Genomic DNA, 15,193 nt, shown 5'->3' with positions numbered 1-15,193 from the left:
TTAAGCTACTTCGGTTTGACGTTTTACATGCAGTTCGTCTGCTACTTTCAAAATCTTGTCAATAGCAATGTCTATTTGTTCGATGGTATGAGTTGCCATCAATGAGAATCGAATCAGTGTATCCGATGGAGCAACTGCTGGAGCTACTACCGGATTAACGAAAACACCTTCCTCAAACAGACGCATGGTCATTTTGTAGGCCTTTTCATTATCTCGTATATAAATTGGAATGATTGGCGTTTCAGCTGCGCCAGTATCGAATCCAAGCTCGTTTAATCTCTTTAAGGAATAATTTGTATTCTCCCACAGTTTCAGCCTTCTGGAATCATCTGTCTCCATGATATCTAGTGCCGCAAGAGTTGCGGCAGTGGATGAAGGAGTCATACTAGCACTGAAAATCAAAGAGCGTGCTACGTGTTTGATGTATTGGATTGTTTCCTTATCTCCGGCAATGAAGCCACCTAATGAGGCCAGGGATTTACTGAATGTTCCACCAATCAATTCAACCTCATCGTTCAGCCCAAAATGATCTGGTGTTCCTCTACCATGATCACCAAGGACACCAATTGCGTGTGCACAGTCAGTCATGACTGAAGCTTTATATTTTTTTGCCAGCTCTACAATCTCGGGCACTTTAGCGATGTTACCCTCCATACTGTAGATCCCATCTACAACAATGATCCTGTTATTCACATCTTGCAACTGCGATAATCGCTTTTCCAGCGACTGCATGTCATTATGACGAAAAATAATTGTGGACGCATCGCTGAGTTTGGCCCCTTCATAAATAGATGCGTGATTCATTCGATCAAGTAAAAGAGCATCTCCTTGCTTTGCTATTGCCGGGAGTACTCCTAGGTTAACTTGAAATCCGGTACTAAAAATGAGCGCTTCTTCCTTGTTGAGAAATTTTGCCAGACGATTCTCAAGTTCCTCATGCATGTCCGTAGTTCCATTCAGAAACCTTGACCCGGAGCAGCTAGATCCATATTTTCTCACTGCTGCCTCTGCCGCCTCTATTACTTTCGGGTGTGTGGTAAGGCCTAAATAGCTGTTTGATCCAAACATCAATACATCTTTCCCATTCACCTTCACCTCAGTCTCTTGCTTGGACTGGAAAGTTCGGAAAAAAGCATAGTATCCGTTCTTCTTAGCGTCCTCTGCTAACTTGAAGGTTGAAAATCGTTCTCTCAGAAAATTCCCCATTCCGCAAAAATAGTTATATCACTTGGAAACATTTTCGTAACATTGAGATTTGAATCGAAAGCTTCATTATTTTTTAATACGTAAACCATTTCATTTTGAATCTAGTAATACTTGCTGCCGGTAAAAATACCCGATTAGACACAGGCATTCCCAAGAGTTTAGTCACTTTAAATGACGAAACCTTGATGTCCCGGCACATTCGGATTTTCAAAAGCCACGGTGTGAAAAAGTTTTGTATCATCAGCGGCTATGGAGCAGAAAAACTTGAACAAGCGTTACCAGAACTTAGAAAAACTCATAATACTGATATAACTATCCTTCATAATGAGAGGTTTGATTTAGAAAATGGTTTTTCAGTTTTCAGGGCCAAAGAATGGGTGGAGGAAAATGAAATGTCAGACTTTTTTCTCACAATGGGAGACCATGTTTTTGATCCTGAGTTTGTGGGTGAATTTGTAAAAAAATCAAGTCGATTAGAAAACACGCTCCAATTGGCTGTGGATATGCCAGGTGAATCAAATAAGCATATCGATATTGATGATGTGACAAAGGTATTGGTTGACGATGAGGGCTTTATTAAGTCAATCAGTAAAACGATACCCGAGTACAACAGGTACGATACAGGCCTGTTTAGGTTAAAAACCGAAGTGTTTGATGTGTTTCAGCGATCGTTTGACCAGAAAGAGTACACCATTTCTGAATCTGTCTCAAAATTGATTGAAAGCCGTGAGGCAAAATCAGTACTTGTGGAGGGGTACACCTGGAATGATGTAGACAATCCAGATGACCTCCAAAGTACAATTAATTTAATGGATCAGAAACGACTCTGATCAATCGTAGTAATCCAATCCTAGATTTGTAATCAGTGTTTCACCAGCAAGATGACGAAGCGTATTCTTAAGTTTCATCAGCTGAACAAATATGTCATGCTGAGGCTTAAGTCCTTTCAATGCTTGAGGTGATTTTAAGTAAAATGAAAGCCACTCCTGAATGCCTTTCATTTCAGCTCGTTGTGCCAAATCAAGGAATAATGCCAGATCCAGAACTAACGGAGCTGCAAGAATGGAATCCTTACATAGGAAATCCACTTTGATTTGCATTTTGTAGCCCAACCATCCCTTAATGTCGATGTTGTCCCATCCTTCTTTGTCATCACCTCTTGGTGGGTAATAGTTGATTCTTACTTTGTGGTAAAGATTACCGTATAGTTTAGGGTGCAATTCAGGTTCAAGCACTTGCTCAAGCACACCAAGTTTGGATACTTCTTTGGTTTTGAAGTTGTCTGGATCATCTAATACTTCACCGTCTCTATTACCAAGGATATTGGTAGAGAACCATCCGTCTATACCTAGTGATCTTGCTTTCAATCCAGGTGCAAGAATGGTTTTCATTAAGGTTTGACCAGTTTTGAAATCTTTGCCAGCAATAGGCGTTCCTGTTTGTTTTGCAAGTTCCACCAGGCAATCAACATCACACGAAAGGTTAGGTGCTCCGTTGGCATATGGTACTCCTTTTTTGATTGCGGCATAAGCATAGATCATGCTTGGTGGAATGTCTGGATGGTTGTTTCTGAGCCCCTCTTCGAATTTTTCGATTGTGGAGTGTACGTCACCCTCCTCAATGTAAATCTCGGTAGACCCGCACCACACCATCACTACACGCTCGCAATTGTTTTCTTTTTTAAAGTTTTCAATGTCTTCCATCAACATTTCTGCGAGCTCCATCTTATTGGCACCTTTTTTATAATAACTGCCTTCCAGTCGCTTCACATAGTTTTTGTCAAACACAGCCTTCATAGGCTTGATTTGCTCAAGTTCATCTTTCAGGTCATTCAAAAGATCTTTGTCCAAAACCTTAGCATGCATCGCAGCTTCATAGGCATTGTCTTCAAAAATATCCCAACCACCAAGAGCAACATCTTCCAAAGCCGCTAATGGCACAAAATCTTTAATAAGCGGATTTCGATTTTCCGTTCGCTTTCCCAGTCGAATGGTGCCCATTTGAGTGAGGGAGCCGATAGGTTCTGACAAGCCTTTTCTAATGCTTAGTACCCCGGCCATAAAAGTGGTGGCTACTGCACCCATTCCTGGAGTAAGAATTCCTAATTTTCCATTAGGTTTTTTGATTGTTGATTTATCTGACATTTGTTTTCTATTAATCTGGTGTCAATCTTCTGTCATAAAAAAGAGGGATCATCCCTAAAAGTGAGCAGAAATTTTCCGCAAAATAAATTAATCCACAGCGGATAATCTTAACGATTCTATAATTTGATTTTAAAATACTGGTTATTCCATCCTTTTTGTAACTTGTTTTTGTTTCAGAATTAACACCAATGGCAGCTGAATTCATCAAATTATATCCAGAGAATCCCGAGCGAAAGAAAATAGTGGAGATTGCAAATGTGCTAAGAGATGGTGGCGTTATCATCTATCCAACGGACACTATTTATGGGTTAGGTTGTGATATTTTTAATCCGAAGGCGATAGAGCGAATCAGAATCCTCAAAGGGATTAAGGGAAAACATTTGAATCTGTCTTTCATTTGCTACGACCTTAGTCATATCTCGGAATATGTCAAGCATCTGGACACTCCCACTTTTAAGCTGATGAAAAAATCGCTACCAGGGCCCTACACCTATATTCTGGAATCTTCATCAAAAGTTCCGAAGATTCTCAACGTGAAGAAAAAGACGGTAGGTATTCGAGTACCGGACAATAACATTCCTCGTGAAATTGTGAAAGAGCTGGGCAACCCCATCATCACCACCTCAGTACATGACGATATTCAGGATCATGCAACAGACCCGGAATTGATTTACGATGAGTTTAAGAATCAGGTTGATATTGTAATTGACGGAGGGTATGGTGAGGTGCACCCAAGTACAGTAATCGATTGTACAGGTTTGGAACCTGTCATTGTGAGGGAGGGAATCGGAGATGTGAATATCATTGCATGAGAAAAATTGTCATTGAGCCTCACTATTTAGGTAGTCTGGAATACTTCACGTTGCTTATGCAGTACGAGGAGGTATGCCTGGAGTTAAATGATTCATTTCCCAAACAGACCTATAGAAACAGGGCCTATTTTCTTACTTCGAATAAAATTCAACCGCTGATTATTCCTGTCCGTTATTCCAATGGAAGCTCAATGAAAGAAGTAGTAATTGATTATTCTCAGCGATGGGTAAAGGATCATTGGGGTGCTTTTTATTCTTCGTATGGCAAAGCACCGTTCTTTGAATATTTTGGTGAAGAGTTTAAAGCGATATGGGATCAGAAGATTCCCGATCTGGCAAGTCTTGATTTAACATTCATGAAGTTAATTTTCAAGATTTTACAGAAAAACTTAACGATCTCATTCACTGAAGACTTCCATAAAGAGTATGATATAGATTATCGAAACTTAATCAATCCGAAGAAACCGTTTTCTAATCGAAAAATATATCAACCCGCTGCTTATCCCCAGCTTTTTGGTGATACCTTTGCTCCAAATCTGAGCATAGTTGATTTGATCATGTGTGAAGGTCCCAATGCAGCACAAATTTTACACAAATCGTATTTGGGATCTAAATGAAGATAGCAGGATATCGATACTTAAAAGTATTTCGACGAGAGAATGAACAAATCCTAAACTGCTCACGTTTTTTCATCTACATTGAAGGATATTTCTTCGTATATCCTATATTTTTACTAAAAAGCGAAAGGCAAAACGCATGTCAAAAGAGGCAAAATTTTCAAACAGAGTCAAAGAAGTTATCTCGTTGAGTAGAGAGGAAGCCCTACGATTGGGGCATGACTATATTGGCACAGAGCACCTCTTACTGGGAATGATCAGAGAGGGAGAGGGCGTTGCTGTAAGCGTAATGAAAAAGCTTGGCTTGTCCATGAAAGAATTACGCTCTGCAATAGAGCAAGCCACCAAAGGAACCGCGACCAGCAATGTGAAAAACCTGGCGAACATTCCGTTAACAAGACAATCAGAAAAAGTATTAAAGATCACATACCTGGAGGCTAAGATCTTCAAGAGTGCACTGATAGGTACAGAGCATTTGTTACTTTCAATTCTCCGGGATGAAGATAATCTTGCAACTCAAATACTAGAGAAGTTTGAAGTAAACTATGATTTAGTAAAAGAGATGTTGGAGTATCAAACAGAAAATCCAATGGCATCTGCAGACACAGATGATCCAAATGATGAAGGAGACGAACTGTACTCGAGCACTCCGCGTGGATCAGGCAGGTCTTCAACAGGTAAGGAAAAAGGCAATGAAAAATCAAGAACGCCTGTGCTTGACAATTTTGGTCGTGACCTGACAAAATTGGCTGAGGAAGATAAACTTGATCCGATTATTGGGAGGGAAAAAGAAATTGAGCGTGTAGCTCAGGTTTTAAGTCGAAGAAAGAAAAATAACCCGATCCTAATTGGTGAGCCAGGTGTTGGTAAAACAGCAATCGCTGAAGGACTGGCGCTAAGAATTTCTCAAAAGAAAGTATCCAGGATTCTATTTGGTAAGAGGGTAGTAACACTTGATCTGGCCTCATTGGTAGCCGGTACCAAATACCGCGGGCAGTTTGAGGAGCGAATGAAAGCAGTGATGAATGAGATTGAAAAATCTCCTGAAGTCATTCTTTTCATTGATGAGCTTCATACCATTGTAGGTGCGGGAGGAGCATCCGGTTCTTTGGATGCGTCCAACATGTTCAAACCAGCGCTTGCCAGAGGCGAGATTCAATGCATAGGTGCCACTACGCTAGATGAGTATCGTCAATACATTGAAAAGGATGGAGCCCTTGCTCGTCGATTCCAAATGGTAATGGTAGATGCAACATCACCGGAAGAGACCCACAAAATACTGGAAAACATCAAGGACAAGTATGAGAATCACCACCACGTAAATTATACGCCAGAGGCTGTAAAAGCGTGTGTGACACTCTCAGATCGATATATTTCAGACCGATTTCTTCCTGACAAGGCGATAGACGTTTTGGATGAGGCTGGTGCTCGCGTACACATCAATAACATCAATGTACCGAAGATCATTACTGAGCTTGAGGAGCAGATTGAAGATGTGAAGAAGGAGAAAAACAAGGTAGTAAAAAGCCAAAAGTATGAGGAGGCAGCACAGCTTAGAGATCGTGAGAAGAAATTGATTGCTCAACTGGAAGATGAAAAGGCACGATGGGAAGAGGAGACAAGAACAAAGCGATACGAAGTAGGAGAGGATAACGTAGCGGATGTAATAGCTATGATGACCGGAATCCCTACCAAACGGATTGCTGAGAACGAAAGTGCTAAGCTGTTGACTATGGGCAAAGAGCTTCAGGGCAAAGTTATTGGGCAGGAAGAAGCAATTAAGAAACTGGCTAAAGCCATTCAACGGACAAGAGTAGGGCTAAAAGATCCTAAAAAACCAATAGGCTCATTCGTATTCCTTGGACCTACTGGGGTGGGGAAAACAGAAATGGCGAAAGTCTTATCTACCTTCCTTTTCGATAAAGAAGACTCACTCATTCGAATAGATATGAGTGAATACATGGAGAAATTCTCTGTGTCCCGATTGGTAGGAGCGCCTCCAGGATATGTAGGATACGAAGAAGGCGGACAGCTTACGGAGAAAGTAAGAAGAAAACCATATAGTGTCGTACTTCTGGATGAAATTGAAAAAGCACATCCTGATGTGTTTAATATCCTTCTTCAGGTACTAGATGATGGTGTCCTTACAGATGGACTGGGTAGAAAGGTTGATTTTAGGAATACACTAATCATCATGACATCTAATATTGGAGTCCGTGACTTGAAAGATTTCGGTGCTGGAATTGGTTTTGCGACGCAAAGCAGAAAAGACAGCATGGATGATATCATGAAGTCAACCATTCAGAATGCGTTGAAAAAAACCTTCAGCCCTGAATTTCTGAATAGGTTAGATGATGTGATCATCTTCAACTCTCTTGAGAAAGAAGATATATTCAAGATTATCGATATAACACTAGGTAAATTATTCTCAAGAATTACCGACCTGGGTTATTCAATCGAGTTGACCAAAAAGGCGAAAGAGTTTCTGGCAGAGAAAGGATATGATCCTCAATATGGAGCTCGACCTTTAGCCAGAGCCATTCAAAAACATTTGGAGGATCCAATTGCTGAGGAAATTTTGCAGGGTGAAATCCAGGAAGGAGACACACTTGTGGCTGATTGGGATGGTAAGAAGGAGGAGCTAAGTATTAAGCTGAAGAAAAAGAAGCCAAATAAGTCGCAAGACAAAAAAGAACAGGATAAAAAAGAAAAGTAATTGATAAGGGATGGTGACGACTATCCCTTATTTTCTGAAAATTAGGTTTATAATATAAACTAATTTATATTTGCTTCGTATTTATAGTAAAAACTATAGAATTATGAGTAACAAAGAATTATCAAAGGAAGAGAGCTTGACACTGATCACAGAAATGATTGGGCAGGCCAAACGAAATGTAGCCAAGGGAGGAAGTTTTTATTTTCTTCTATGGGGATGGGTTGTACTGGTTGCTAATTTGGGCCACTACCTGATTGCTACTTTTAACTGGTATGAATATCCATACATTGTGTGGGTGTTGACCATTCCTGCAGCTATTGCTTCCATGGTGCATGGAGCCAGGAGAAGTAAGAATAGCACAGTTAAAAGTCACCTGGATAGCTTGTATAGCCAAATCTGGTTGGCGGTATTCGTAGGAGTGCTAATCATTTTGTTTTTTATGGATGATGTGAATTACAATGTCAATGCAATTATTTTAGCTTTTGCAGGGATTGGAACCTACATATCTGGTAAGGCCCTTCGGTTTAGTCCGCTTACAATGGGTGGAATAGCACTTTGGATTTCAAGTGTAGTGGCTTTTAATCTGAATCCTATTGATCAATATATTGTAGGAGCTATTGGAATATTTGCCGGATACCTTGTTCCTGGCTATTTACTTAGAAAGGCAGAGAAATGAGTTTCGCGCAGCTAGATCCGTTATTACACTCCCAACTTAGGCTGGCAATCATGTCCTTATTAATTGGTGTAGACTCTGCTGAATTCGTTTTCATCAAAGAAAAGACTGGTGCTACGGCAGGTAATCTGAGTGTACAACTGGATAAATTATCAAACGCAGGATATATCAGTGTGACTAAATCATTTAAAGGCAAAAAGCCACTTACTACCTGTAGCATTACTAAGGTGGGCATTAAGGCGTTTGAAGATTACGTGAATAATCTCAAACAATACATTGAATAAATTTTTTTCAACTATTAGTTTATAAAATAAACTACTTTAAACATTATCAATTATGAAAAGTATTGTATTAGCAATTTTAATGATGCCGGGGATTTGCTATCTGGCACAATCACAAGATGAAATGAGAAAATTGGATCCTATGGTAGGAAACTGGAAAGGTGAAGGATGGTTCATGGATCGGTCTGGAGTTCGGTATGAATTTACGCAACAAGAGGAAATTACCATGGAGTTGGACGAAACCGCACTTTTAATAAAGGGGAAAGGGTTTTCAGAGGGAAAAACCATCCACAATGCCATGGCTGTAGTAACGTTTGACTCTGTTTCTTCAGCTTATGACTTCCATTCCTTTCTTTCAGACGGGCGAAAAACACAAGCAAACCTAAAGGTGGTTGATGAAGGAGTTTTTCAATGGGGATTTGATGTACCTAATGGACGGATTAAATACTACATCAAAATCGATGAGGGTAAGTGGTATGAAAAAGGAGAATTTTCTTCGGATGGAACAGCCTGGTTTCCATTCATTGAATTTAATCTATCAAAGCTTGATTGATGGCTTCAACCAATGGTTTATTTAAACGAAACAGAATCATGAAGATATTATTTAAAATTTTCACGTTGGTCCTGACTTTCAGTATTAGCGCACAATCATCAAAACAAATGCAGTATGTGGCCTATTTGAAGGCAAGCAAAATCATGTGGGAGAAGAGCATTGCGCAAGCAAAGGAGGAGAGTGGTGATGATAGTTTTGAGGCAGCAATGGCAATGTATGGTATGCTTAATAATACCATGGCTACTAAAGATGAAGCGACCTTTAACGAGTATAAGGACCAAACCATTGATTTACTTAAGGAACTAAATGAGGACAATCCTGAGTGGGGTGAGCCTCGGGCGGTGCTGTCTTCTGTTTATGGATTGGTAATGGCATACAGTCCCTGGAAAGGTATGTACCTTGGAATGAAGAGCTCATCTCTGATGGAGGATGCTTTGAAACTGCAACCTGAATCTCCATTGGTTCAGAAACTCTACGGCGGATCAAAACTTTATACTCCTGAAATGTTTGGTGGGAATGCAGAAGAGGCAGTAACAGCATCAACAAGATCACTTGAATTATTTGATGATGATAGCACCACTGAAAACTGGGTTTATTTGGATACAATGATGGGTTTAGCATTGGCTTACAGTGAGTCTGGGCAAAACGAAAAAGCGAAAGAAACCCTTCGGAAAGCCATTGCATTTGAGCCTCAGTATGAGTGGGCAAAGGCTGTGCTGGAAAAAATGAATAAGTCATGAGGTGCTTGTTTGTTGTCCTTTTTCTTATGCTTGGCGTCAGTGCATTTTCTCAGCAATTGGTGAAGGGAAAAATCACAGATGCCGATACCGGAGTAGGGCTTATTGGGGCTCATGTTTACTTGTTGAATAATTGGCGAAAAGGGGCTATTTCTGACGCTAACGGTAGGTTCACAATGAGCCTGAATGAAGTAGAAATGCAAGACTCCTTAATCATCTCCTATGTTGGTTTTATGGAAAGGATCGTGGCTATTGCACATGATTTGATCGTCGAATTAGAGCCACTTAAGGTAGAAGGTGAAACTGTGGTAGTAACAGCAAAGCCACTTATTTCTGAGGAGTTTAAATACATGGAGATCAGGAAAATCGATATATACACGAATCCTTCAGCAAAAGCAGACCCATTACTAGCTGTCAATTCTTTACCCTCTTCTACTACAACAGACGAGTCTGCTAACATAAGCTTGCGTGGTAGCAGCCCAGTAGAGACCGGTATCTTTTTAAATAATGTTCCGATTTATGATGGCGTACGATATTCTCAGCTTAATGGGATAGGGACATTTAGTATTTTCAATACTTCGATCATTCAGGGTGTGACCGTCTTTCCTGGAAACCCTCCTTTGGAGTTTGGGAATGCAACATCCGGCATTATTGCGATGGAAACGGATGAGCAGATACTTGGCGGGAATACTAACTCCTTAATTCTGAGCTTGGCCAATGTGGGGTTTTCCAGAGAACAAAAAATAAATGATAAACAGAGTTTGAAACTCTTCACCAATTGGCAGCCTAGTGCCCCTATCAAGCGATTGAATACGGAAGCCCTGGAGGATATTGAGTCATTTACTTCTAATGATCTCGGCATTTACTGGTATGGAAATAGTGAAAAAGTCTCCTGGAAGGTATTGAGCTATTCTGTTACTGAAGGATACGAATTCAATTTCGACCACCCATCTTACAATGGGATCTTCGATCAGGAAAAAAATCGGAGTTTTCTGATTTCCACGTTAGAAAAACCGATGGGAAAAGGTGTGATCAGTTTAAATAATGGGCTGAGTTATAGTGATGGTGATTACTCCTATTCCAATGTTGCTTTTAAGGTAAGAAAGAAAGATCTGTTCTTTGGAGGTAATTACCTGTTGTCAAAAAGTAGATACAGTATAAAGAGCGGTCTGAGCTATGATTTTAGAAACTCAAGAGTAAATGGCAACTTTCATGAGTATGAATATGCCCTAGGTTCAAATCACCCTACAGTTCCCCTAAATGAAGACGTAAATCTCCGAGTCTTGGAAGCTTTTGGTTATTTCAAGTATTTCTTTTCTGAGAGGGTCGCAATGGGTACAGGATTAAGAAAAAATCTACCTCTCGACGATCAGGAAAGTTATTTGAGCAGTCAACTCAACCTGTCGTATTCCAAAAATGAATGGACAATTACTTTGGGTGGAGGAGTATATAATAAGCATGGACTTTTCGAAAATACCGGCGAACCATTTACGGCCCGCAACTATCAAAAATCAATAGATATTATGCGTGAGAAAACTGATCTGGAAGTGGCTTTGAGTTTTTTTGAGAAAGAAGGTGAAATAAACGGGATGGAATATTATGCCAGGGGAGCTGAGCTATTCACCGACTATCGTTTTTCATCAAAATTAAGTATGTCCGGGTCCGTGACTTTGCTAAATGCAGAAAATGAGGCAAGGAATAGCTATGCTTATGATTTATCCTATTTCATTCGAGGTAATATTGCGTATTCCCCCGGAAGGTTTTGGACAATAGAGTCTATTTTGGTATCCCGTCAGGGAACGACTTTCATTGAGATGGCAAGCGCCAACTTTGACAGCAGCCTGAATGTATATGAGCCACAATTTTCAAATGTTGAGTCTAGGTTGCCGGCATACTCGAACATTGGGCTATCTATAAGTAAAGTATTCGCTATTTCTGAGGGACTAAATATCATTGCATTTGCAAGCCTCAACAATGCTTTGAATAATGAAAACATTCGTAGCTATACATACAACTTTGATTATACTGAACGTGAAAGAAACCTTTTTTCGCGAAGGACTGCTTATTTTGGAGTTGTTATAAATTTCTAATATCCACCCCAATACTTTCTTAAAAGCCATTCGGTTGAGAAAAGCATGAAAATGATCAGATACCACCACCATGCACGATAGAGCGGCACCAGTTCCTCATCACTTTTAATAATTGACTTAAAGCCTCTGTTTTGAATTTCGGATATGAGCTTTTCCAGATCATTGATGTGTACATAGGAACCACCGGTTTTTTTACTGATGTTTTTCAAAAGACGATGGTTGGCCGTTAGATTCAAGTATTCTGGGTTGACATCCTGAATAGAAAATTCGCCCTGATCTGTAAGTGTCTTATCTCCCACATTGACCCGAGCCTGATAACGATATATACCTTGTGATAAGATAGGTGCACGAAAAGTGGAATTATATTCAGAATCTGTAAAATTGAAGCCCTGAGACTCTCCATTTTCTGAAGTGATATTTATTGCAATATCGTTCCCGTAAGTTCTCTCATAAATGTCATTATAGACCTCTACATCGAACAGGGCAGGTTCTGAATCCAAATAGCTGCTTTCCCTCACATCAAATCGAAACTGCTTCTTGTCATTTTTAACAGAAAGGAACTGAATCGTTTTAGTAATTAAATTTTCGAAGTGAGTAGCATCTTTATGAATGGCGGCTTCCTGCAACTTCCATTTCCATATGTCTTGTCCCAGCAGCACAGCACTTTTCTGAGATCCATCATCATAAACAGCCATTAGCGGTTTCTGTGTTTTCACACTACCCAGCTGCTGGTACATCACAATTTCGGTTGGTCCACTTAAGGTGTAGTTCCCGAAAGGAACTTCAATGGGCGGGTACTCCTCAAAAACAGCAGCGTCCTCTATTTTGAATTTACTGAAATTCTGATTGAAAGATCCCACCACTTTATCAGGCTGAGAGCCACGTCTCTCAATATTAATGTAGGGCAATGCTTTGTTTACCGAAGTAATTGAGCTCTCATTGCTCAAAATATACCATACGCCTGGCTTCTCTTTAGGGATGAACTGAACCCCTGCCGTAAATGCACCATGAAACACAACTACATCATAAATATCATTCGGCTTTTCATCTTGTATTTCAGGAATATATACCTCTGTATCGTAGTTACCAGTTGCTTCAAGTGAGCTTCTAATGGCTTTGATGTCTGGGTGTGGGGAACTGGCCACAAAGAGCACTTTTTGCCTTCCATCAATGACTTCCATGAAAACATTGGATTGATTGTTTTCCACTGTTGACTCTTCCTGTAACGGTGAAATATTGGCGACCAGATGTCTAAGGCCTTCCTCCTCAGATTTGACTATGAATTCAACTTCTTCGATGACATTTCTCAAACGAATTTTCCTTTCCTCAATAAGAGTTCCTCCTTCACTAAGCTGGACGGACACTTGCCTGTTATCATACCCTTGCTGACTAACTTCAAGCCTGATTGGAGTTTCATTTCCCTTGAAAGTCACGCTGTTATACAACGTTCTGGAAATACTTATATCCTTAGGCGGAATGGTATCTCCAAGTCCTAAAGTGAAAACGGGAGTGATGTAACTTTTATAGAGTGGTGAACTTCCCCTGTTATAAATGCCATCAGTAACGATCACAAGGGCGGCCAGATTTTCGTCTTTTAGATTTTGTTCCGTTTTGTCAATTAAATCGGAAAGACTGGTTGTGGGAGCATTAAAAAATAGTGAGTCAGAGAACGTAACCACAGTCGTCTCCATATCCGCACCTTTAAGTGTTGTTTCTATTCTTTCAACTGCCTCCAAAATTTTATCTCCTTCTACTCCTCGCTCCACTACGGATTCAGAATTGTCAAGAGCAATGCCGATTACTGGCTTTTTCACTGTATTTGTCACATTTCTTACTGAGGGTGATAACAGTAAAAGAAGGATTCCCAATATGCCTAGAAATCGGATGATAGCCAGTATCCAGTTTTCCCTGATCCCCCACGGCACATTCTTTTTTGTGTACAAAAAATAGGATAATCCTGCTGCCAGTAGCACTATTAATAAAACCCACCAGCCTGAATATTCTAGTTGAAGGAAGCTTCTATCCATGAAGTACTTGTTCGATTCGAATCAATTGAATTTGCTGAACGTGAAATCTAATTCAAAAGAACAATACGAGAACGCTTTTTGATAGATACTATTTTTTGTTGAATGGCTATTACAAATTTCCAGCGATTTCACTGGAAGCCATTTTGTTTAATGTGATGCGCTCAAACCTGCCTGCAACATAGGTGGTTCCCAATATCAGCAAGGAATTGTCCATGCCTTGTCGGATGCAAGCGAACGTAAACGGATTGATATACCCAATGCGATGCATGCCACTAATCTCTCCGGACGAGTTGTAGAAGTTGAGTAGAATTTGTCTTCCCTTCGTTTCACAGGTAAATATGGAATAAGTTTCACCATCATTGTAACTTATGATTTGAGCCGGTGTATACGGTTTTATTTCGGCCATATTTCCCGGGAAAAGATCAACACTTGAGGAAATCCCACCTGTGGAAAGTGATGCTGATGCTAGTTGGAAATTTGCATCAAATTGAAATCCTGCCACGGCAAAATCACTACCACTTAAAGGCATAACTGCTCTCAAACCGGCATTGCTGGCTTGTCCTTGCACGACACCACTTGGCGAGTCACCAAAATCTGTGAAGACCAGTGAAAAACTATAGTTGTAAAATCCATTGAAATAATAGCTACCGGCAGCTACTTCCCCACAAAAGAAAGGAAGCGGTCTTTCGGTAGCATTCAGATAGTGATTGATGATTTCTTCCTCTACATCATCACCCGGTCCAATAGGATAACTGTTTCCTCCGACATAGGATCCATCCAGGGAGATTTCAGAAATTTCAGTTTCCTGTGTCAGAGGGTCATAGCTCTGGAGGAGTAGATTTCCGTTGCTCAACACTGCGGACGATAGCGGATAGTTTAATCCGCCAATTAAAGCCTCAGTTTGCACCTCTAGTTGAGGATTTACTCCGATGAGAACAGCTTCCAGTGAGGTTGGATTCATAGCAAAAAAGTAGCTATTGCTATCAGACTCATTCAGGTACATTTTCCCCACTGGAACAACATAATCATCCAAATCTCTTTCATATTCGTAGTTTCCCACTTCGTCGATTTTGAGCAAACGAACACCCATGAAGTCAGATTTAGATAGTTCTGTACCTGTCAAAATAATGAAGCCATCCACTGTCTCGACCACATCGATGGGCTTATAGTTGACATCTAAGTTTGAGTCGTCGTAGATTTTCAAAAAGGAAGCACTCAATGAAGGTTCATCGTCTGCACAGCCTGCCATTAGAAACACTAGCATTGTGATTGCCAGGATTAGGCCAAAAAATCTTGATGTCTGATACTCAATTTTTGTAATGCTCATAACTAACTCA

At 40.2% G+C, this 15,193-nt stretch carries 13 protein-coding genes; 9 read left to right on the top strand and 4 right to left on the bottom strand.

Features of this window, described 5'->3' with window-relative positions:
- A complete protein-coding gene (locus ACP14Y_RS06995) occupies positions 1-1,206 on the bottom strand; it encodes an aminotransferase class I/II-fold pyridoxal phosphate-dependent enzyme (RefSeq protein WP_424962243.1) in 1,206 nt (401 codons plus the stop codon).
- Positions 1,207-1,301: 95 nt separating this feature from the next.
- On the opposite strand from ACP14Y_RS06995, the gene ACP14Y_RS06990 reads away from it, so the two are divergent.
- A complete protein-coding gene (locus ACP14Y_RS06990; RefSeq protein WP_424962242.1) occupies positions 1,302-2,036 on the top strand; it encodes an NTP transferase domain-containing protein in 735 nt (244 codons plus the stop codon).
- Here ACP14Y_RS06990 and ACP14Y_RS06985 read toward each other — a convergent pair whose 3' ends face one another.
- Complete coding sequence (locus tag ACP14Y_RS06985; protein WP_424962241.1) at positions 2,037-3,350, bottom strand: inositol-3-phosphate synthase; 1,314 nt, start codon at positions 3,348-3,350, stop codon at positions 2,037-2,039. It abuts the gene before it with no gap.
- A gap of 188 nt (positions 3,351-3,538) precedes the next feature.
- On the opposite strand from ACP14Y_RS06985, the gene ACP14Y_RS06980 reads away from it, so the two are divergent.
- The 8 genes from ACP14Y_RS06980 (at position 3,539) to ACP14Y_RS06945 (ending at position 11,829) form a co-directional block, all read left to right on the top strand.
- Positions 3,539-4,162, top strand: coding sequence for an L-threonylcarbamoyladenylate synthase (locus ACP14Y_RS06980; RefSeq protein ID WP_424962240.1), 624 nt, complete (start codon positions 3,539-3,541; stop codon positions 4,160-4,162).
- Complete coding sequence (locus ACP14Y_RS06975; protein ID WP_424962239.1) at positions 4,159-4,779, top strand: WbqC family protein; 621 nt, start codon at positions 4,159-4,161, stop codon at positions 4,777-4,779. The genes ACP14Y_RS06980 and ACP14Y_RS06975 overlap by 4 nt, the downstream gene beginning before the upstream one ends.
- A gap of 139 nt (positions 4,780-4,918) precedes the next feature.
- The gene (locus ACP14Y_RS06970) at positions 4,919-7,495 is read left to right on the top strand and encodes an ATP-dependent Clp protease ATP-binding subunit (protein WP_424962238.1); all 2,577 of its coding nucleotides are present in this window, start codon (positions 4,919-4,921) and stop codon (positions 7,493-7,495) included.
- A 103-nt stretch (positions 7,496-7,598) separates the two neighbouring features.
- On the top strand, positions 7,599-8,171 hold the full coding sequence (locus ACP14Y_RS06965; protein ID WP_424962237.1) for a hypothetical protein: 573 nt from the start codon (positions 7,599-7,601) through the stop codon (positions 8,169-8,171).
- Positions 8,168-8,452 carry a winged helix-turn-helix domain-containing protein gene (locus ACP14Y_RS06960; protein WP_420576178.1) on the top strand — a complete coding sequence of 95 codons (285 nt, stop codon included), beginning with the start codon at positions 8,168-8,170 and terminating at the stop codon, positions 8,450-8,452. Before ACP14Y_RS06965 ends, ACP14Y_RS06960 begins: the two co-directional genes overlap by 4 nt.
- 52 nt (positions 8,453-8,504) lie before the next feature.
- Positions 8,505-9,002 (top strand): hypothetical protein, encoded by a 498-nt coding sequence (locus tag ACP14Y_RS06955; protein ID WP_424962236.1) that lies wholly within the window; start codon positions 8,505-8,507, stop codon positions 9,000-9,002.
- A gap of 38 nt (positions 9,003-9,040) precedes the next feature.
- Entirely contained in the window at positions 9,041-9,742 is a 702-nt protein-coding gene (locus ACP14Y_RS06950; protein ID WP_424962235.1) for a tetratricopeptide repeat protein, read from the top strand.
- A complete protein-coding gene (locus ACP14Y_RS06945; RefSeq protein WP_424962234.1) occupies positions 9,739-11,829 on the top strand; it encodes a carboxypeptidase-like regulatory domain-containing protein in 2,091 nt (696 codons plus the stop codon). The genes ACP14Y_RS06950 and ACP14Y_RS06945 overlap by 4 nt, the downstream gene beginning before the upstream one ends.
- On the opposite strand, the gene ACP14Y_RS06940 is transcribed toward ACP14Y_RS06945, so the two are convergent.
- Together ACP14Y_RS06940 and ACP14Y_RS06935 are read right to left on the bottom strand one after the other, a co-directional pair.
- The gene (locus ACP14Y_RS06940; RefSeq protein ID WP_424962233.1) at positions 11,826-13,856 is read right to left on the bottom strand and encodes a hypothetical protein; all 2,031 of its coding nucleotides are present in this window, start codon (positions 13,854-13,856) and stop codon (positions 11,826-11,828) included. The genes ACP14Y_RS06945 and ACP14Y_RS06940 overlap by 4 nt on opposite strands.
- A gap of 109 nt (positions 13,857-13,965) precedes the next feature.
- Positions 13,966-15,183 (bottom strand): hypothetical protein, encoded by a 1,218-nt coding sequence (locus ACP14Y_RS06935; protein ID WP_424962232.1) that lies wholly within the window; start codon positions 15,181-15,183, stop codon positions 13,966-13,968.
- Between the last annotated feature and the right edge of the window lie 10 nt (positions 15,184-15,193).

The sequence above is a fragment of the Ekhidna sp. genome (assembly GCF_965247405.1).
Taxonomy (GTDB): domain Bacteria; phylum Bacteroidota; class Bacteroidia; order Cytophagales; family Cyclobacteriaceae; genus Ekhidna.
This window is presented reverse-complemented; position numbering and strand designations above follow the sequence as displayed.